This window comes from Psychrobacter sp. A3, from assembly GCF_028823565.1.
Taxonomy (GTDB): Bacteria; Pseudomonadota; Gammaproteobacteria; order Pseudomonadales; family Moraxellaceae; genus Psychrobacter; species Psychrobacter celer.
This window is the reverse complement of the sequence record NZ_JAPEHS010000008.1, coordinates 37,911-57,124: the sequence shown is the minus strand read 5'-3', so window position 1 is coordinate 57,124 and position 19,214 is coordinate 37,911. Positions and strand designations below refer to the sequence as shown.

The following is a 19,214-nucleotide window of genomic DNA, read 5'->3' as shown; positions in this document are numbered from 1 at the left end:
CCGAAGATGGCGAGCGTACCATGCAAACCTATCTTGGAACCTCAAGCGACATCACAGCAGAAAACGTCGATTTTGACGCGCTGACACAAACCGACTGGCTGTATCTAGAAGGCTATCTGGCGATGACTGAGAGCATCCAACCTGCGATGACTAAACTGCGCCAGCAAGCAGGTCTTCATAACGCCAAAATCGCGGTGAGCTTCGCCGACCCTGCGGTGGTGAAGTTTGCCAAAGACGGCCTACTCAATATGCTCGGCAATAAAGTTGCAGTGATATTCTGTAATAGCGAAGAGGCCAAGCTATTTACTGACAAAAAACAAATCAAAGCCGCCGCCCGCGCGCTCCTTGAGCATTGCCAGACCGCAGTCGTCACCGATGGCGCGAATGGCGCAATCATCGCTCATAAGTCAGATGACCACTCAGAGTTGGAGATTTATGAAGTCGCCACGCCAGCGGTGGCCAATGTCATCGACACCAATGGCGCAGGTGATAACTACGCGGGCGCTTTTTTGTATGCGCTATCGCAACACTATAGCCTGCCTGAGTGTGGTCGTCTGGCAAGCGCTGTCGCCGCCCAAGTCATTCAGCAATTTGGCCCGCGCCTTGCCTCCCAAGACTATAAAGAGATTGCGCAGCGCGTATTATCCGCTTAATAAGCATGTAGGGCGTGTCCCTAATTCAAGCTTTTATGACTAAATGGGCTAAAAATGGCTAAATCTTTGGCAAACGGTGTCAAATAGCTGGCCAATATCTTGATATTACCTGCGCTATTTTCCTTGTTTGCCTGCGATTTATCTCATTTTTATCACCATTTTTAAAATAGGGACACGCCCTAGTCTAAGCGATATTTCGTGCCAAATAAAAGCCCGTATCTTATCGATATGGGCTTTTTTGTGACGTATAAATAGCGTACGGATATGACCAGTATGACAATATTAAGCCGCAGCCAATGCTTGTGCCAGATCGGCTTTGATGTCGTCGATATGCTCGATACCGATAGAGAGACGCACCATGTCAGCACTGACCCCAGCGTTGGCAAGCTCTTGCTCATTGAGCTGGCGATGGGTGGTGGTCGCTGGGTGACACGCCAACGATTTGGCATCACCGATATTGACCAAGCGCGTGATCATCTGCAGCGCATCGATAAAGCGGGCGCCAGCCTCCAGCCCACCTTTTACCCCAAAGGTTAAAATAGCAGAAGGCGTGCCTTTCATGTATTTTTTGGCCAGCTCATGCTCAGGGTGGTCCGATAGACCTGCATACTTAACCCAAGCGACTTTGTCATGGTCGCGCAGATACTCAGCGACGGCCTGGGCATTTTGTACATGGCGCTCCATACGTAGGCTGAGCGTCTCCATACCTTGCAAAATACCAAAGGCATTTAATGGGCTGATTGCCGCCCCAGTATTGCGTAGCGGAGCCACACGGGCACGAGCGATAAACGCCGCAGCGCCGACGTCTTTGACAAAGTTGACACCGTGATAGCTCTCATCTGGGGTATTGAGCAGCGGGAAACGCTCAGGATAGTCGCCCCAAGGGAACGTACCACTATCGACAATCGCGCCGCCGATCGAGGTGCCCGTACCGCTCATGTACTTGGTCAATGAGTGAATGACAATATCCGCGCCAAACTCAAACGGGCGGCAGAGCGCAGGCGTCGCCACCGTACTATCTATTACCACAGGCACGCCATACTCGTGAGCGATATCACTTAGCGCTTGGATATCTACGATATTGCCCAGCGGATTGCCGATACTCTCAGCAAACACCATTTTGGTCTTATCATCGATAAGATCGCGAATTGCTTCTGGCTCTTTGTGGTCAAAAAAACGTACTTCAATGCCTTGACGCGGTAGCGCATGGGCAAACAAATTATAAGTACCGCCATATAGCGTCGATACCGCAACGATATTATCACCCGCTTCACAAATCGTCTGAATGGCATACGTGATGGCCGCCATGCCTGATGCCACCGCCAGCGCTCCGATACCGCCTTCTAATGCAGCCACCCGCTCTTCTAGTACCGCATTGGTTGGGTTCATGATACGGGTATAGATATTGCCTGCGACCTTGAGATCAAACAAGTCAGCACCGTGCTGGGTGTTGTCAAACGCGTATGAGCTGGTGTGATAAATGGGTACGGCGACCGCTTTGGTCGTTGGCTCAACTTGGTATCCGGCATGGATGGCCAAGGTTTCAAGACGCGGTGTATTTTGGTTTTGCTGGTCTGGTTGTCCGTCACTCATACTGTGCTCCTATTTAGGTATTTATGATTCAATAAGGATATCATGATAAAAAAATGTCAAATCGTTATCTTTACGCCGCTGTCGCTAAACGCCATCTACAAAAACGATAGGCATAAAAAAAGCTGAGTTAATCATAACTCAACTTCTTTATGAAAAGAATAGCAAATCATTCATCTCTTAATGACAAAAACTCATAAGCGACCATACTATTTGATCTAAGTAGCTTTGTTTAAGATTTAAGTAGCGTTGTCTAAGCTGAATGGTTTGAGCGACTTTGCCGCGCCGATTATTTATAATACGCATTTTCAGTACGGCTATGGTCGGTTTCGTCAACCACTTGCGTCAGCTCAGGAATCTGCTGCTTAAGCTGGACTTCGACACCTTGGCGTAAGGTCATATCCACCGCTGAGCAGCCCTGACAGCCACCACCGAACTTTAGCACGGCTGTCAGACCAACGCCTTCTTCGTCGATCAGCTCTAGCAAGTCCACCATACCGCCGTGCGCGGCCAAGCCTGGGTTAATCTCTGATTGCAAGATATAGTTGATACGCTCTTCGACACTGGCATCAGCACCGACCTTTGGTACTTTTGAGTTTGGCGCACGGAAGGTGAGCTGCCCACCAAAACGGTCTTTATTATAATCAATCACCGCATCTTCTAAGTACGGCACTGAAGCCGCCTCGATAAACGCCGAAAAATCGTCATACGTGAGCACCAAATCCGCGCCGTCTTCTTCGCCTGGCTGATTGTACGCCATGCAGCACTCGGCGCGCGGCGTACCTGGATGCTCAACAAAAATACGGACACCGATACCGTCGATGTCTTGCTTGGCCAACAAATCGGCCAAATAACCTTGCGCCGACTTTGTGATAGTGATGTTACTTTTTACGTCCGCTTGCTCAGTATCTAGCGCTGACTCATAGTCTGCTGACTGATCCAACTGATTAGCAGCTTGATTGTGTTCACTCATAATGTTTCCTATGTGTTATGACACAAACGCGATACCTGTCGTGGCTACTGTGTCGTGAATGTAGAGTGTGTAACGATAAGGGGGTACCAACTGTACCGATTTATCATCTGATGGGCGTGTCTGTCACGGGTTGCTCACGCCGACCAAGGCTTTGTGGCACTTATACTCATTATTATAGCGTATTCAGGCGACAATTCCGACTGCCCCACTGTGAATTAACATCGCTTGCAGACAGCCTTGCCCTGTGTCTGATCGTTGATATGCTCTCCTTTATATAAAGACGACTCTCATATTTATCAAGCAGCACCTCCGAGGTTGTTTATCAACGCTTGACGCTTTGAACTCTAATGCTCTAATTCCTAGCGCCTTATTTCTGACACCTTTATTATTTATCGCTCAATTTGCTTCATTCATATACTCATTTGGCTAGGTTGGTCACAAAACGGCCATCAAAGACTCATCAATTATGGTATAACTAAGCGGCAGTTATAGGGATATTGTGATAAAAACTGAGGGTAAAAGAGCGCTTTATGATGACACGGACGCGGCATCTAGTGACGACCAAGGACGGCGAGCAAATAGCCGTTTGGCGGGTAGCAAACAGTATCAAACAACATGCAGACGCAACGGCTGGCGCACCTTGCGCCCCTGACACAAGCGTCAAGGCACAAAATATATTTTTGACCCATGGCACCTTTTCAGACAAACAAACCTGTCTAAAAATCGCCGAGTATCTGGCCGGTCTGGGCCATCAGTGCTACATCATGGAGTGGCGCGGCCATGGCGACAGCCCAGCGCCTAAAGAAGCGTTTGATTTTGAGACCGTCGCAACCTATGATTATGAGGCGACTTTTCGCTACTTTTTTGATGAATTACAACTCAATAATCTGCACTGCGTCACCCATAGCGGCGGCGGCGTGGGCCTAACGATGTTTTTGATTCAATATCCAGATTATATCGATAAAATCAACAGCGCCACTATGTTTGCCTGTCAAGCGTTTGGGGCGGCCGCCAGCCCTATCAGCTACGCCAAGATACTTGCCGCCAAGCTTGTGACAAAAGCGGTCGGTTATATCCCTGCCAAAAAGCTCAAACTGGGGCCGATCAACGAAAGCTATCACACCATGAACCAGTGGTTTGATTGGAATTTGCAACAAAACTTTAATAGCAGCCGCAAACAGTTTGCCGACAATGCCCCTTTTGATTATCGACAGCACATGCCGATGGTTACGATGCCTATCTATGCCATCAGTGCCAAGGGTGATAACTTTATCTCCCCAACCGCTGGCTGTCGGCGGTTTTTTGATGCCTTTAACCGCGCTACTAATAGCAGCCCTTCTTCTGCCTCCACCTCTACTAATAATAACGCTACCAATATCTTTCGAGAGTATGCGCGCAGCCGTGGTGATTTAGACGATTATACCCATAGCCGCATTATGATTAGCCGTCATGCAGCGACAGAGATTTGGCCAACGGTCGCCGCTTGGATCGAACAGCACGCCAGATGACTTGATCGTTATAGTCGATTCTAAATAAAACAGATACATCATATGTCAACGTGGAACTGGTATAAATTTTCCTTGCGTGCTGTGCCTGCGCCGACAGAGGCTGCGTAAAATTTATCCCAGTCCCACTGTATCGCTTTTATACGGAACTCACTATATGCCGCCAGATGATCACCACCGTAAAGGTGTTAGCGTCTGCTCGCTCCTTTTTTGGTAAATCAGCAAACCCATACACGGTATAAAACATCTTTGCACTTGTCAGTGGCACTGCTGCTGTGTCATATTGGCAGCATGGTTTTTAGCCTTTATTTTTATTAATGACATATCAATGGCAGGACAGTGGCACATATGGGTGATTCAGTAGAGCAGCAAACAGATAAGCGCAGACACTATCGTTATCTGGTCTTTATCGGACGTTTTCAGCCTTTTCATCGAGGGCATAAAGCGGTCGTCGACGAGGCGCTACAACGCGCTGATGAAGTGATTATGCTGATTGGCTCAGCCAACCTACCACGCAGCCTACGCAATCCTTTTAGCGTCGCTGAGCGTGCCGCGATGATTAAGGACGCGTACTCATCTGCTGATGCCGCGCGCATCCACTGCGTGGGGTTAGATGATGCACTATATAATGACACGCGCTGGCTTCAATACGTACAAGCCGGTGTCAAATCTGTCACAGGTGATTTGCAAAGTGATATCGGCCTGATAGGCCACTCAAAAGACAGCTCATCGTATTATCTATCATTGTTTCCCAACTGGGATTCTGTCTCCGTTCCCAATTATCACAACCTATCAGCCACGCCTATCCGCGACAGCTATCTGATGGGGGCAACGCCAACACCTGAGCGTACGCCTGAGTCCACCCGTCAAGTGCTCGATGATTTCAAAAAAACTGAAGACTATCAACAGCTGCACGAAGAAGCCGATTTTATCGATAAATATAAAAGACAATGGCAGGCTGCGCCCTATCCGCCCACCTTTATGACTGCTGATGCGCTGATTGTACAATCAGGCCATATCTTATTGGTAGAACGCCGCAGTATGCCAGGACGTGGGCTTTGGGCGTTGCCCGGTGGGTTTGTGAACCCAAAAGAGACCTTGTTTGATGCCTGTATCCGTGAGCTACGCGAGGAGACACGGCTCAAAGTCCCTGAGCCAGTATTACGCGGCTCTTGCCATAGTCAGCATACCTTTGACGATCCGTACCGCTCCGCGCGCGGTCGTACGATTACCCAAGCGTTTTATTTTCAGCTAAAAAACGACCCAAAAGGCTTGCCCAAAGTCAAAGGCGGCGACGATGCGTCCAATGCTTTTTGGCTACCGCTGGCTGAGCTGGACGCCACCATGATGTTTGAAGACCACTATGCGATCATTACCAAAATGGTAGGGCTATAATAGGCAAACAGCGCGCTGAGTCTTTATGATTATTGTGTTAAAAGCAGGCTAAGTAACGTTTTTATGCCGGCACCGATAGACGGTAACGGCTCACCGCCGCAGCTGTCATATAACAAGGCAGCCGCGGCATCTCAACGCAGAGGAGTTCTGTGATGTACACTGGCAATCTGAGCAACTTAATCTTAAATAGCGACAGCTACAAGACCTCACATTGGGTGCAATACCCAAGCGGTAGTGAGTATCTGTCAAGCTACATTGAGGCGCGTAAAGGCGACTACGACGTGGTGTTTTTTGGTCTACAAGCTTTTATCAAAGAGTACCTCAGCACCCCTATCACCCATCAAGATATCGATGAAGCCGAAATGGTCATTCAAGCGCATGGCTTGACGTTTAACCGTGCAGGCTGGGAGCGTCTGGTCGATAAACACGGTGGCTACCTGCCACTACGTATCGAGGCCGTCCCTGAAGGCAGCATCGTCCCTGTCTCAAACGTCGTCTGCCAAGTCATCAATACCGATCCTGAGTTTTATTGGCTACCAAGCTATATCGAGACCGCACTGCTACGCGCTATTTGGTACCCCTCCACCGTCGCTAGCGTCTCGCATTACTGTAAAGGCATCATTCGTCAGGCCCTAGAAAAGTCTGCCGACAATAGCGACTCGCTTACGTTTCGGCTGCATGATTTTGGCGCGCGCGGTGCCTCTAGCCAAGAATCAGTCGCTTTAGGCAGTTTGGCACATTTAGTAAACTTTGCAGGGACCGACTCGATGACGGCGCTGGTCGCCGCCAGCCGTTGGTATCGGATGGATAAAGACATGCCAGCGTTTTCGATTCCGGCCGCCGAGCACAGTACCATGACCGCTTGGGGTCGCGACGGCGAGACAGCCGCCTTTGCCAATATGCTCACGCAGTTTGGCGGCGCGGGCAAAAGCGTTTCTGTGGTCTCTGACAGTTATGATTTATGGAACGCCATAGATAATATCTGGGGCGGCTGCCTCAAAGACGAGGTCCAAAACATGGGCGGCACGCTGGTCATCAGACCAGACAGCGGCGAGCCTGCCAAAGTGGTACGCGAAGCTTTAGAGCGCTTGGCTGTGAAGTTTGGCACCACCATCAATCGTAAAGGCTATAAGGTATTGCCAGATTATGTGCGTATCATCCAAGGTGATGGTATCAGCCCAAACACTTTGGACAGCATCATCGATGTGGTGCTAAAGGCTGGGTTTAGCGCGGATAACATCACCTTTGGAATGGGCGGCGGATTATTGCAGCAAGTCAACCGCGACACCATGAGCTGGGCGATGAAAGCCAGCGCCATTTGTATCGATGGCGTTTGGAAGGATATCTATAAGGACCCTGTGACGAGCCGCTCAAAACGCTCAAAAAAAGGCCGCTTGGCGTTGATCAATCAGACCCAAGGCCAACCAAAAACCATCAAACTCGACGACTTATCGACTGCTGACAACCTACTACGCGATGTGTATGTCGACGGTAAGCTGTTGATCGACGACAGCCTGACCATCATTCGGGAGCGTGCAGGATGGTAGCTTCTCTAAACTTATCCAAAAAAGATATGCTGCTTGCGCCAATTTATTTGTATCAAGGTATCAAGGTCAAACGTGATACGGTACGCCTCCCTGAGCCTACCGGTGATAGATGCGGCCGGGTCACTCTAGTATCAGCGACTAAGACGCTCGCCCAAGCATCGAAGCCTACGCTACAGTTGATGATCGTCGGCGACTCCGCAGCAGCAGGGGTCGGGACGTTGACACAGCAAGAAGCGCTGGCAGGCAAGCTAATCCCCATGCTGCAGCAACAGCCAATTATTCATAGCCAGTTTGCTGATATTGTCTGGTCGTTGCAGGCGACGACGGGGCACACCAGCTTTGATATTTTGCGGCGATTGTATGTGCTGTCTGCGCCCAGCGAGCCTGTTGATATCATGGTTTTGAGCGTCGGGGTCAATGACACCACAGCGAACGTCTCCCCCGACCAGTGGCAACAGCAACTCGAGCAGATCATCACCATTGCTCAGCGCAAATTTGGCGCGCGCAAGATAGTCTTCTCAAGCCTACCACCGATGGCGCAAATGCCAGCACTACCTGCGCCGCTCAACGCCTTTATCGGTGCCAAAGCCATGGCACTCGACAAAGTATTACAAAACGTGTGTCAGGCTCAGGGCGGTGTACACTACATGGCCGCTGACTTTGCGATGATGGCCGAAATGCACAGCGGCAGTAGCCCCATTGATAGCGCGGCGATGTTTGCCAGTGATGGCTTTCACCCCAGCAGCTTGACTTATGGCTTGTGGGCGCAGCAGTTGGCGGCGCTAATCGCACAGCTCCTTGAGCGCTAACAGATGCTGGCTGATTTGACATAAAAAAACCGCTGATTATTCAGCGGTTTTTTTATACTGCGCCATATGACATGACGCGATAAGCGCATATTACTCAGCAGAGTCAGCCGCTTTTTTGCTACGGCCACTGAATGCACCAAAGCGTTTGTTAAAGCTAGCAACACGGCCTTCAGTAGAGGTTTTACGCTGCTCGCCTGTATAGAATGGGTGCGATGCACTTGAGATATCAAGTGGGAAGTATGGGTATTCTTTACCTTCGTACTCACGAGTGGCTTTTGTGCTGACCGTTGAGCGAGTCAAGAAAAACACATCAGCGTTGGTGTCGTGAAACAAAACTTCTTGGTAGTTAGGATGAATATCTTTACGCATAATAATCTCTCTATGTCCGATGTATGTATCAGGCGGCTTGATGAGCAATCAAACACATGCTGGCATACGTAACTGAGGCACTAAGGACATGTCTAAGAGTGGCAACTGCATCACTGGCTTATTCCAGCACCCAACACCACGCCTCTGTTCACTTAGCCTTTCCCCAGCGGGAAAATCAAACCGCGATTTTAACGGTTTTTGGCATTTGATGCAAGAGCGTGTCCCAACTTTGCGCGGCATCTTTTACTCACACTAGAGCCGTGCTGGCACTTCTACGCCGCTCCCTGCTAAATTAAAAACCTGTGCTCATACTTTTATATTCAATATATTACATAAAAGTCTTTCTCTTCTTGTTTACCCCTTAGTTTGTTGATATATTCGTACATACGTATTTATGAATATATCAACAAACCTCTGAGGGAGCAGAAGGATGGATACCGTACAGATAGATTTTCTTAATATCGATCAACAATGGGACAAAAAGATAAAACACTGTCATTTTGATATATATCATTTATCAGGCTGGGTAGCGGCTTCGGCGATAGTCGATAAAGGCACGCCGATGGGACTGATGGCCACCTATAAAAACAAACAACTTTTTTTGCCCATTATCATCCGCAAAATAGACTCAGCATACTGGGATGCAACCACCACTTACGGCTATGGTGGCCCACTGATGGACAAGTCGCTTAGTGATGCGGAGGCAGATTATATGCTGCAAGCAGTGAAGGAGCGGCTTTTTACTAAAGGCTGCGTGTCGTTATTTATGCGCCTGCACCCTATTATCAATAAAGACTGGATACCGACGGTTGGTAAGGCTTTGACTCATGGCCTTACACTGATGTCTGATCTGAGTCAGTCTGAGGCCGCACACTGGAGCGAGACGCAAAACCGTCATCGCCGAGGCATCAAAAAAGCCATCAAGCATAATGTCGTGACCAAAATTGAGCGGTTGACCAAAGCCAGTGCGCTGGTGTTTTCTGCCATTTATAAAGAAACCATGGCGCATGTGCAGGCCGATCAATACTATTTTTTTGATGACGATTACTTTTTTAATCTGCTAGAAAACCTACAAGACCGGATACTACTCATCACCGCCTATCAAGACGATACGCCGATTGCGTCTGCTATTTATACCCTCTGCCGAGAGTCTGGTATCATGCAGTTTCACCTCGGCGGCACGTGCTGTGCCTACTCTCATCTGCAGCCCTCCAAGCTAATTACTCATACCGCCCGCAGTTGGGGTAGAGAAAATAACTATCAAATTCTCCACTTAGGCGGCGGTGTGGGCGGGGCGCTGGATTCTTTATACGAGTACAAAAAAGGCTTTAGCTCACAAGAGTTGCTGTTTAAGACCTATAGGCTCATCATCAACCCAGACAAGTATGCCAAGCTGGTAGCCGCGCGTAGACTGACCCCAGATGAGTCACATTCAGACTTTTTCCCCTTATATAGAAAACCTGCCACCACCGTGCCTGCGGTAAAAACCGCACCAGCTGAAGCGCTCGCAGATATATAGAGCGCCCTTGTCACGTCCGTCTTTTATACGACCATCATCTTAATCACCATCACCCTAACCGTCATAAGCCAACACAAAAAGCAGCCACCATCATGGCTGTTCTTGACTAGGGCATATCTTTATTTTAAAAATGTGGATAAAAAAAGTAAGACACATTGCTGTCAAATAAAAAAAGTGAGTACCGGTAGCGCTGTCGCTGTTTTAAGGTTTGTTCACTATATGGCGCAGGCTAAAACGCGGCATTTGTCTTAATGTGTACTGTTACAAAAGCCGGATTATTTTACAAAAGTCAACGCTACTTGCAGCAGTCACCCTTTATCGTTTGGGCTAATTTTTATTCTAAAACCACCAGACTGCCTACCTTTTATACCACGGCGCCTTATCGCTTTATACAGGCTCTGGGTTGTCTTGCTCTCGGCTCTACTGACAAAACTCATGCATGTACTTACGTATTTGTCATCTTATGCTCGCCTCAACTTTCGTAAAATATCCCCTATATTAAAACAGCTTTATACGAATGATCAGCATTGACTAACAATGACGATAAAATGTTGAAGTTGGCGATAGGCGCACGCATATCAAAAGCGACCGACCCTATAATTAATAAGTGCAGCCTAAGCGCGGCTCAGGCTATTAAGGATATGACAACGACAATGACGCAATCCGTTTATCACAACACCAACTCTAGCCATAGCGGCATACCAGCCAATACAGCCACTGATGAAGCATCGGCGAAGACGGCGGACATGCCGCGACCGGCAAAGCGCGTGGGTATCTTAGGCGGCGGCACGGCCGGCGCGACGATTGCTATTCGCCTGGCTGCATTGGGGCTTGAGACGTATGTGTTTGAAAAAAAACAGTCTCTCATCGACGGCCCCCCAATGTGCCACTTGCATGCCGGCGGCAACTTGTATCGCGAAATCCCTGACGAAGACTGCGTCGCCTTACTCAAGCAGTGTATCGATATTTTGCGCTTATACCCTTATACCATCGATGTGCGCCCCACCGTGTTTGCCGTCCCGACACGCGATGAGGGCTTGCCTGAGGATTTGTTACCACGCCTTGAGATTTTGACAGACGCCTATCGCGAGCTGATCGCGCAGGACCCAAACAATAAAGTCTTGGGCGAGCCTGAGGACTACTATCAGCTCTATAACCATGAGCAGTTGCTGGCGCTGGCCGAGTGTGAGCAAGTCGCCATTCCTCGCACCGTCGATGAGTGGATGATACCAGTTGCCAAGTATCTGGATTTAAACAAAGTCAAGTTCCCGCTTATCGTCGTCCAAGAGTACGGCTGGAATATCTTTCGCCTCGCCGCGTCAGCACAGCTGGCATTGGCAGAGTATGAGCACGCTCATGTGTTTACCGATACGACGGTGACACAGGTCATGCCTGTCGATTGTGAAAACTGTACAAACGCCGATCACCATGTGACCAAATGGCGCATCGACTACCAATCAGAAAGCAGCTCGACAGAGGCGGTGCAAGAAGACGCTATCGAGGTCGACTACCTAATCAATGCGTGCGGATTTCGTACGGGCATCATCGATGATATGGTCGGTGTCGCCGTCACCCGTATGGTCGAATTTAAGTCCTCCTATATCACCCACTGGGGCGAAGCTGGTGGTCAGATACCCGAGATCATCGTCTATGGCAATCGCGGCACCCCTGAGGGGATGGCGCAGCTGACGCCTTATCCTGATGGTTATTTTCAGATTCATGGCATGAGTCATGCCATTACTTTGTTTGATGATGGGTTGGTGGCGTCGAATACTGACAGCGCCCAGCCCAAGCTACCGCAGCAGTACGTACACTACATCGAGGATGGCTGGGACAAAGCGCCGCTACAAGCGCGTAGCCAACAAGCCATCGAGTATGTGGCGCAGTTTGTACCGACCTTTCATAGTGCTCGTAGCGTTGGCAATGCCCTGTATGGTGGGCAGCAAATTCCTGGAGAAGACGATACTTTGCGCGTCGCTGACGTCAGCTTGTACGCCGATATCCGCTATGCCCGTGCAGAAAACGTCAAAGCCTCCTCGACCTTAATTGCAGCGGATCAAATCGTCAATGAGCTGGCTGAGCTGGGTTTGATGACAACAGATACGCCCGCAAACCGTTACCGCTATGCTCATAAATGGCCATATCTGACGCACAACGATAGCTTGACCATCGATAGTGTGGCTCGCGATCTGGCTGAGCAGCGCGGTTTTCCAGTAGCCATGGCGGGAGTAAACCATGGTATCCGTGAGGCCATACTGTCTAGCTTATGAGGCATCGCTTATCTTGGCTTATTTTTGCTTCTATAGTCGACACACTCTAAAAATGTCATAGCGCTACTGGGATGCTATTTTTAAACGTAGGTTGCGCAGCCTCTGGGAACGCAGCACGCAAGTAAAATTTATACCAGTAGAGCGTTTAAATCCATAACAGTTTTACATTCAGCTAACTATATCCCGCTCACAGCGCAGACGAGGCAAAATTCCTACTCAATAATTCAATAAAAAAAGCGCAGACCACCGCTATTAGATGGTCTGCGCTTTTTGGCCTCTGAGCGTCTTGCTCTCTGAGAGCTTTAATCTCTGAGTTTGGCAGTCTGTAAGACTTTGCACATTTTAGCTTTCGCTGCCCGCCATTTTTTCGGTATCGACAGCATCGTCGATGGTGACCACTGTCTTTAGCATCTCAATCGCTTCACCGATCGTATTACACACCACCAGACGCGCCAAATCTTCTTGCTTCATAAACCCTTGCTCAGCGGTATAGGCCAAGTGCTCTATCATCCGGTCATAAAACCCATTGATATTCAGAATAATCATGGGTTTTTCGTGCTGATAAAGCTGACGCCACGTGGCAATCTCCATGATCTCCTCGAGCGTGCCAAGCCCACCTGGTAAGGTGATAAAAGCATCGGCATACTCTGCCATGACGGTTTTGCGCGTATGCATGGTGTCGGTCAAATGTAGGCGCGTCAACTGATTGTGAGCGATTTCGTGTTTGAGCATAAAGGTTGGAATCACACCGACCGCTTGAGCGCCGCCGTTGACGACCTCATCCGCCACCGCCCCCATCAGCCCGATGCTAGCACCGCCATAGACCAGACCCATGCCGTTTTTTGCCAGCGCAAGTCCCAGCTCGCGAGCGGCTTGCTCATACACCTCATGATTACCTAGGCGCGAGCCGCAATACACCGCAACCAGCGGCATGGTCAGTGAGGATTTATCGACGGCTTTTTCGATATTGGTGATATCTTGACTAGTGATGACTTCATAAGTGTCGTTATTGATTTTCATTTGCATAGTGCTTCCTTAATTTTTATATTATTGTTTTTAGGTGAGTGCTCAGTTGACTGATGACGATAAAAATGTGACAAAGCGCCGCTCCAGTCATAGCGTATAGAACTTACAAGTCATCATTGCCCGCCTCAGCTACCCTCATTTATCTTAACATAAGCGGTGCTGTTACATTAGCTTGATATCATCAAAGCCGCGCATCAGAGTCTCATAACGGACTGACCATCACGCCGTTAGAGCCAGCAGAGCTACCCAAACCTTGTAGCCGCCACAACCATAAAACACCAGCCCCCACACTATAGATCAGACCATAAGGCCAACTCATGGAAGAACCAAAAAACTCCCTACCAACAGACAGCCATGTCATAAAAACCGATGCCGTGAGTATCATGACTGAACGCAATCAGCCGCTAGCCGCGACAGTATATCGCCCGCAACATACAACAAAAGCGGCAGTCATGATAGCGCCTGCCACTGGTATTAAACGTCAGTTTTATCACCACTTTGCCACTTATTTGGCCACGTGCGGTTTTGGTGTATTGACCTTTGACAACGAAGGTATCGGCGAGTCGTTAAGCACTGAGCTGCCCAAATGTGACGCCTCATTGATCAGTTGGGGGCGTCATGACCTGCCAGCCGTGCTTGATGCCCTGCAAGATGAGTTTGCTGATACCACATATCACATCATCGGTCACAGTGCCGGCGGTCAGCTGATTGGCTTGATGCCAAACTATCAGACCGTACAGTCTGTATTCAATGTCGCCTGCTCGTCAGGGCAAATCAAAAACATGGACATGCCCTATAAGCTCAAGGCCATGGGTTTTATGGATGCTTTTATTCCACTTAGTAACTTGGTATTAGGCTATACACCAGCGGATAAAATCGGTATGGGCGAGCCATTACCACGCGGCGTTGCTCGGCAGTGGCGCGAGTGGTGCAATGGCGCAGGCTATATCAAAACCGCCTTTGGTCACAGCATACATACTCATTTTTACGATGAGCTTAGCATGCCCGCTTTGTGGCTAGGGTTTAGCGACGATGATATCGCCAACAGCGACAATATAGACGACATGATACGTGTGTTTACCAAGATGCCTGCCAAAAAGCGTTTTTATACCCCGCAAGATTTTGGTTTAAGTCATATCGGTCATATGCGCTATTTTAGTCGCCGCACCCATGCAAAAGCCCCAGCACTATGGCAAATGGCGGTGGACTGGTTGGAGCAGCAGCGTTAGAGCATGGCTTTTTAAGGCGTCAATCTTTTTGCGCATCTTCTGCGTTGACACGTTGACGTAGAGCAGAGTACAGCGACGGCTGCAAATTATGGATATTACCTAGCATCCACTTGATATAGCCAATGGGCACTTCGGTGATAAGTCGGCCTTTATATTTGCCAAATGGCATCCTACTGGCAGGATTGGCTTGATTGGCGATGGCATGAGCCGCGGCAAAGTCTGTCGGCGCGATTTGTAGACGCGTGCAGCATGCTTGATACAGCAAATAACACATACGGGCGTCACCCAGCGCATCATGGGCGGCGCAGGTCAGCTCACTCGCTGCAGACTTACCCAGCAATTGCTCGATACATTTAGACTGACCGTAGTAGCGCCACTCTGGGAAGGCCACACGGGCGAGACGCACCGTACAGATCAGCTTGGTAGTCGGACGGCCTATCACGCGCCAGTCAAAGCGCACATTATGGCCGATGAGGTAGGTGGGCAAATCAAACGCTTGTAGATCAAAACGCTCAAGACCCGCCACATCATCGTCGGTGATACCGTGTACTTTGATGACCACCGGTGAGATGGCACGGCCACTATTAAAGTACTTCATCCACTCAAACCCCGTCGCTACGTTGATGGTAGCAACCTGAATCGGTCTTGGGTCACGGCCTTGATCGGTTTCGGTATCGATAACCAAAGCAGTATCAGTCAGACTTGGCATATTGAGGCAATCAGTCATAAAGCTCGCTGTAGCACGTTGGGTATCCATAATCGATAACAGTCTGTTTTATCCAGCGCAAACAACGCACGGTATCCCATAGACTGCCTTGTTGTTTATGGGGCTAAAAGCCAAAGATAACAAGCAGATATAACAATGCGATACAAACCTGCTAGCGCAGATCTCTTATAATATCTATGACCATACTGACAAAGGATCGCTATGATCGCCGATGGCAACAAGCCACCACCAAGACCCAATCCACCACCACGGCCTAGGTTTTTTCGCCGCCTGCTCAAGCTGCTGATTAGAGCAGCAGTATTGTTGATGTTGCTGTTTGTATTAGACAGATTATGGCCCAGCATCAGCCAGCAAACCCAATCCTTTGTCATCGCCAAATGGCAACAGCTCAGCTTATTGCAGCAAGATCTGCCAACAGAAAACAGCCTGCCCTCGCCACTGCCTCAGCAAAACCTAAGCGACACGTGGGGCGCAGCGCGCAGTCAAGGCCGCACACACGAAGGGATCGATATATTTGCCGCGCGAGGCACACCGATACAAGCGACGACAGCAGGCATCGTCAGTAAGGTTGGCGAAAACACCCTAGGCGGGCGTGTGGTGGTAATCGTCGGTCCTGGCGGCGCTGGCCACTACTATGCGCACTTAGAGGAGTATGCCGATATCGCCCCCAATGACTGGGTCGATGCGGGTGATATCATCGGCTATGTCGGCGATAGCGGCAACGCCAAGGGCACACCGCCGCACGTACATTATGGGATTTATATCCAAGGCAATGCGGTCAACCCCTACCCGCTTTTACAAAAATCCGAGCCTGCCCGGTAGCCTGTCATGATAAGCACGACGATTGCTTGCGTATCCATCTGACATTGGCTAATAGCCATCAAATATTATATTAATAGCCATCAAACCTCAGCTAATGGCAGCAGAGCGCACGTAATTTGGCGGAAACACCGCACTAAATGTCGAGCCGCCGCCTTCTACCGACTTGATTTGTAGGTTGGTTCCATGCTGGTATAAGACGTGTTTGACGATAGCCAGCCCTAAGCCTGTGCCACCTGTGGCACGGCTACGACCCTTGTCGATACGATAAAAACGCTCTGTCAGGCGGGCGATGTGCTGCGGCGCAATACCGATGCCATTGTCCTCGACGGCGAAACGGCAACCCTCTGCTGTTTTGGTCCAGCTGACGGTGATTTCGCCACCTTTTGGCGTGTATTTAATCGCATTGATCACCAGATTGGATAAGGCACTGGTCAGATATATCTCTGAGCCGTACAGCCCATCATAGGTATCTATCTGTAGATGGATGCTATGACCGTACTCTTGATTGTAGGCCTGTGCATCATCATAGATATGAGTCAGTAGCTTGATCATATCGATATAATGCAGCTCATGAGTCTCTTCGATTTCGATACGCGATAGCAGCAATAAATCATTGACGATTCTATTCATGCGCGCTGTCTGCTGGGTCATCAGCTCAAAGCCGCGCTTCCAGTGCGGCGGCATGTCTGGCTGATCCGAAAAATTCTCTAAATACCCCATCATCACGGTCAGCGGCGTACGCAGCTCATGCGAAACGTTGGCCACAAAGTCGCGGCGCATCTCTTCTAGATGATGCAGACGCGTCACATCGTAGATGATCAATAGCTTTTCGTCGGCAAATGGGGTCAGCTCACACTTTAAATAGCGCTCAGGCGCGCGCCATGACTTTATATGTACGCCTTCGTCAGCCAGCGTCGGCGCTTGATAGTACTGACGAAACTCAGATGCGTCAATAAAGTCAAAAATACATCGGCCTTTATCTGCTGCCTGCAATAATAGTAAATCTTCAGCGGCCTGATTCCACCACTCCAGACCATCACTGTCATTGAGTAAAATCACCGCATCGCGCAGCGCCCGCAGCGCACTTCTTATTTTTTTTAATTGATCGGTGGTGTTTTGTAGCGCTATCGGCTCTGAGATATCTTGTTCGATACATTGCTTTGACATTATGTTACTCATCCATTTTTCGTGACCTATTTTTTTGCCCTACTTGTTATCTCGTTATCATTATGATGATTATCTCTATCTGCTAAGTGGCCCTTACTGATAATCACTTACTGATAATTATGGTGATTATAGCTGGACTGGCAACAGAATTGCGGTGGCTATTTTGAGAGTATGAGCGCCGATCATTTGGCCTCAACAACGCTTGAGAAGCGATAACCAGTACCGCGCACCGTTTGTATCAGCTTATCGCAGTCATGAGGGCGCAGCAGTTTGCGTAGGCGTTTGATATGCACATCGATGGTTCTGTCTTCGATATAGACATTGCCGCCCCACACTTGATCAAGCAGCTGAGTGCGCGTATAGGCACGCTCAGGATGGCTCATAAAAAACGCCAACAACCGATATTCGGTCGGTCCGACATCGATGATTTGCCCAGACGCCATGACTCGCTGGCTTTTGGGGTCGAGGCTTAACTTGCCTATCTCAATAGTCTTGTCGGCGCTCAAAGCATTGCTACGGCGCAACACCGCTTTGATCCTTGAGATCAGCTCGCGCGTCGAAAAAGGCTTGGTCATATAATCATCTGCACCCGCATCCAGACCGTGCACCTTGCTGTCCTCTTCGCTTTTGGCTGTCAGCATGATGACGGGTATCTCAGCGAGTAGCTCATCACTTTTGAGCATACGACAAAAATCAATGCCGCTTTTGTCCCCAGGCAGCATCCAATCTAGCAAAATCAGCGCTGGCCGATGGTCGACCACTTGTTGGTGCGCCTCTGATACGTCCGTTGCCTGCAAGCTATCAAAACCAGCCATCTCTAGCGTCATTACGACCATCTCGCGGATTGCAGGTTCGTCTTCAACAATCAAAATTTGCTCATTATACATAGGGTATTCTCAGTGATAAGGGACAAAACAGACGTATAAAAAAGAGCGATAATCACTCGCCACTGCTTGCCTATTAAACGCGGTAATTGTGACAGTTTGATGACATTTGTCATTTAAGCGGCTGCTATAGACCAAGCCACTTCCCTTAAACAGACGGCACTCACCATCATGATTCACATTTGATGCTTTAGCTCACGTCTAATATAAAATTCAGTGGCCCATCATTGATACTCGCAACCTGCATGTCTGCGCCAAACTGACCCGCCGCTACCTGAGAGTGCTGACTGTTGGCATAGTCGATTAGCTGAGCAAACAGTACGCGCGCTGCCTCTGATGGCATGGCACCGCCAAAATCAGGACGCCGGCCTTTGTCAGTCTTCGCCATCAGGGTGAACTGTGATATCAGCAGCAGCCCGCCAGCGACTTGTTGGACATTTTTGTCCAGTTTGCCATATTTGGTAGGGTCATCGTCGTTTTCAAAAATACGGTAGCCAAGGATTTTATCAATCATTCGCTTGGCCGTTTGCAGGTCGTCTTCAGGCCCCAAACCAATATATGCCAGCACGCCGCGCTCGATACGCCCGACACAATCCCCATCGACGCTGACGCTCGCACCATGTACTCGCTGTATCAATGCTTTCATTTATGCTCCCTTACCAATTATGCTCATACAAACTTAGGCCGTCCATGATAAAATATCATCATTTATTTGCCTATTTATTACTC

At 49.2% G+C, this 19,214-nt stretch carries 17 protein-coding genes; 9 read left to right on the top strand and 8 right to left on the bottom strand.

All coding sequences use genetic code 11. From position 1 onward, the window contains the following. On the top strand, nt 1-653 hold a 653-nt coding region (locus tag NK638_RS02715; protein WP_274631838.1), incomplete at its 5' end, for an adenosine kinase. 282 nt (nt 654-935) lie between these two features. Here NK638_RS02715 and NK638_RS02710 read toward each other — a convergent pair. Both NK638_RS02710 and nfuA read right to left on the bottom strand, forming a co-directional pair. Next, complete coding sequence (locus NK638_RS02710) at nt 936-2,246, bottom strand: O-acetylhomoserine aminocarboxypropyltransferase/cysteine synthase family protein (protein ID WP_075102550.1); 1,311 nt, start codon at nt 2,244-2,246, stop codon at nt 936-938. 286 nt (nt 2,247-2,532) lie between these two features. Further along, nucleotides 2,533-3,216, bottom strand: coding sequence for a Fe-S biogenesis protein NfuA (gene nfuA, locus NK638_RS02705; RefSeq protein WP_274631837.1), 684 nt, complete (start codon nt 3,214-3,216; stop codon nt 2,533-2,535). 530 nt (nt 3,217-3,746) lie between these two features. Between nfuA and NK638_RS02700 the strand changes: the two genes are divergently transcribed. The 4 genes from NK638_RS02700 to NK638_RS02685 all read left to right on the top strand — a co-directional run bounded on the left by NK638_RS02700 (nt 3,747) and on the right by NK638_RS02685 (nt 8,472). Next, complete coding sequence (locus NK638_RS02700) at nt 3,747-4,724, top strand: alpha/beta fold hydrolase (RefSeq protein WP_274631836.1); 978 nt, start codon at nt 3,747-3,749, stop codon at nt 4,722-4,724. A 345-nt stretch (nt 4,725-5,069) separates the two neighbouring features. Next, entirely contained in the window at nt 5,070-6,116 is a 1,047-nt protein-coding gene (locus tag NK638_RS02695) for a bifunctional nicotinamide-nucleotide adenylyltransferase/Nudix hydroxylase (RefSeq protein ID WP_274631835.1), read from the top strand. Nucleotides 6,117-6,268: 152 nt separating this feature from the next. After that, the gene (locus tag NK638_RS02690; RefSeq protein WP_274631834.1) at nt 6,269-7,663 is read left to right on the top strand and encodes a nicotinate phosphoribosyltransferase; all 1,395 of its coding nucleotides are present in this window, start codon (nt 6,269-6,271) and stop codon (nt 7,661-7,663) included. Continuing rightward, on the top strand, nt 7,657-8,472 hold the full coding sequence (locus NK638_RS02685) for an SGNH/GDSL hydrolase family protein (protein WP_274631833.1): 816 nt from the start codon (nt 7,657-7,659) through the stop codon (nt 8,470-8,472). The genes NK638_RS02690 and NK638_RS02685 overlap by 7 nt, the downstream gene beginning before the upstream one ends. A 90-nt stretch (nt 8,473-8,562) precedes the next feature. Here the strand turns inward: NK638_RS02685 and NK638_RS02680 are convergent, their stop codons facing one another. Beyond that, nucleotides 8,563-8,841 carry a type B 50S ribosomal protein L31 gene (locus NK638_RS02680; RefSeq protein WP_201586495.1) on the bottom strand — a complete coding sequence of 93 codons (279 nt, stop codon included), beginning with the start codon at nt 8,839-8,841 and terminating at the stop codon, nt 8,563-8,565. 430 nt (nt 8,842-9,271) lie between these two features. Between NK638_RS02680 and NK638_RS02675 the strand changes: the two genes are divergently transcribed. Then, entirely contained in the window at nt 9,272-10,360 is a 1,089-nt protein-coding gene (locus NK638_RS02675) for a GNAT family N-acetyltransferase (protein ID WP_274631832.1), read from the top strand. 746 nt (nt 10,361-11,106) lie between these two features. Further along, complete coding sequence (locus NK638_RS02670; RefSeq protein ID WP_446739800.1) at nt 11,107-12,630, top strand: FAD-dependent oxidoreductase; 1,524 nt, start codon at nt 11,107-11,109, stop codon at nt 12,628-12,630. 342 nt (nt 12,631-12,972) lie between these two features. On the opposite strand, the gene NK638_RS02665 is transcribed toward NK638_RS02670, so the two are convergent. Beyond that, the gene (locus tag NK638_RS02665; RefSeq protein WP_100749016.1) at nt 12,973-13,656 is read right to left on the bottom strand and encodes an LOG family protein; all 684 of its coding nucleotides are present in this window, start codon (nt 13,654-13,656) and stop codon (nt 12,973-12,975) included. Nucleotides 13,657-13,973: 317 nt separating this feature from the next. On the opposite strand from NK638_RS02665, the gene NK638_RS02660 reads away from it, so the two are divergent. After that, nucleotides 13,974-14,885 (top strand): alpha/beta hydrolase family protein, encoded by a 912-nt coding sequence (locus NK638_RS02660; RefSeq protein ID WP_274631830.1) that lies wholly within the window; start codon nt 13,974-13,976, stop codon nt 14,883-14,885. A 19-nt stretch (nt 14,886-14,904) separates the two neighbouring features. Here the strand turns inward: NK638_RS02660 and NK638_RS02655 are convergent, their stop codons facing one another. Continuing rightward, nucleotides 14,905-15,642: a putative quorum-sensing-regulated virulence factor gene (locus NK638_RS02655; RefSeq protein ID WP_274631829.1), complete on the bottom strand. Its 738-nt coding sequence runs from the start codon at nt 15,640-15,642 to the stop codon at nt 14,905-14,907. Between the two features lie 171 nt (nt 15,643-15,813). Here NK638_RS02655 and NK638_RS02650 point away from each other — a divergent pair, with 171 nt between their 5' ends. Further along, nucleotides 15,814-16,434, top strand: a complete 621-nt coding sequence (locus NK638_RS02650) for a M23 family metallopeptidase (RefSeq protein ID WP_274631828.1) — start codon at nt 15,814-15,816, stop codon at nt 16,432-16,434. Between the two features lie 87 nt (nt 16,435-16,521). Here the strand turns inward: NK638_RS02650 and phoR are convergent, their stop codons facing one another. The 3 genes from phoR to dtd form a co-directional block, all read right to left on the bottom strand. Further along, nucleotides 16,522-17,601: a phosphate regulon sensor histidine kinase PhoR gene (phoR, locus tag NK638_RS02645; RefSeq protein ID WP_274631827.1), complete on the bottom strand. Its 1,080-nt coding sequence runs from the start codon at nt 17,599-17,601 to the stop codon at nt 16,522-16,524. Nucleotides 17,602-17,783: 182 nt separating this feature from the next. After that, nucleotides 17,784-18,488: a phosphate regulon transcriptional regulator PhoB gene (phoB, locus tag NK638_RS02640; RefSeq protein ID WP_075102538.1), complete on the bottom strand. Its 705-nt coding sequence runs from the start codon at nt 18,486-18,488 to the stop codon at nt 17,784-17,786. A 187-nt stretch (nt 18,489-18,675) separates the two neighbouring features. After that, nucleotides 18,676-19,131 carry a D-aminoacyl-tRNA deacylase gene (dtd, locus tag NK638_RS02635; RefSeq protein WP_274631826.1) on the bottom strand — a complete coding sequence of 152 codons (456 nt, stop codon included), beginning with the start codon at nt 19,129-19,131 and terminating at the stop codon, nt 18,676-18,678. Nucleotides 19,132-19,214 lie beyond the last annotated feature (83 nt).

Bases quoted from the DNA above. Each gene is read 5' to 3' on its own strand.
- NK638_RS02680 (WP_201586495.1), bottom strand. From the start codon at position 8,841: ATGCGTAAAGATATTCATCCTAACTACCAAGAAGTTTTGTTTCACGAC.
- NK638_RS02685 (WP_274631833.1), top strand. From the start codon at position 7,657: ATGGTAGCTTCTCTAAACTTATCCAAAAAAGATATGCTGCTTGCGCCA.
- NK638_RS02695 (WP_274631835.1), top strand. From the start codon at position 5,070: ATGGGTGATTCAGTAGAGCAGCAAACAGATAAGCGCAGACACTATCGT.
- NK638_RS02670 (WP_446739800.1), top strand. From the start codon at position 11,107: ATGCCGCGACCGGCAAAGCGCGTGGGTATCTTAGGCGGCGGCACGGCC.
- NK638_RS02660 (WP_274631830.1), top strand. From the start codon at position 13,974: ATGGAAGAACCAAAAAACTCCCTACCAACAGACAGCCATGTCATAAAA.
- phoR (WP_274631827.1), bottom strand. From the start codon at position 17,601: ATGTCAAAGCAATGTATCGAACAAGATATCTCAGAGCCGATAGCGCTA.
- NK638_RS02700 (WP_274631836.1), top strand. From the start codon at position 3,747: ATGATGACACGGACGCGGCATCTAGTGACGACCAAGGACGGCGAGCAA.
- dtd (WP_274631826.1), bottom strand. From the start codon at position 19,131: ATGAAAGCATTGATACAGCGAGTACATGGTGCGAGCGTCAGCGTCGAT.
- NK638_RS02675 (WP_274631832.1), top strand. From the start codon at position 9,272: ATGGATACCGTACAGATAGATTTTCTTAATATCGATCAACAATGGGAC.
- phoB (WP_075102538.1), bottom strand. From the start codon at position 18,488: ATGTATAATGAGCAAATTTTGATTGTTGAAGACGAACCTGCAATCCGC.
- NK638_RS02665 (WP_100749016.1), bottom strand. From the start codon at position 13,656: ATGCAAATGAAAATCAATAACGACACTTATGAAGTCATCACTAGTCAA.
- nfuA (WP_274631837.1), bottom strand. From the start codon at position 3,216: ATGAGTGAACACAATCAAGCTGCTAATCAGTTGGATCAGTCAGCAGAC.
- NK638_RS02710 (WP_075102550.1), bottom strand. From the start codon at position 2,246: ATGAGTGACGGACAACCAGACCAGCAAAACCAAAATACACCGCGTCTT.
- NK638_RS02650 (WP_274631828.1), top strand. From the start codon at position 15,814: ATGATCGCCGATGGCAACAAGCCACCACCAAGACCCAATCCACCACCA.
- NK638_RS02655 (WP_274631829.1), bottom strand. From the start codon at position 15,642: ATGGATACCCAACGTGCTACAGCGAGCTTTATGACTGATTGCCTCAAT.
- NK638_RS02690 (WP_274631834.1), top strand. From the start codon at position 6,269: ATGTACACTGGCAATCTGAGCAACTTAATCTTAAATAGCGACAGCTAC.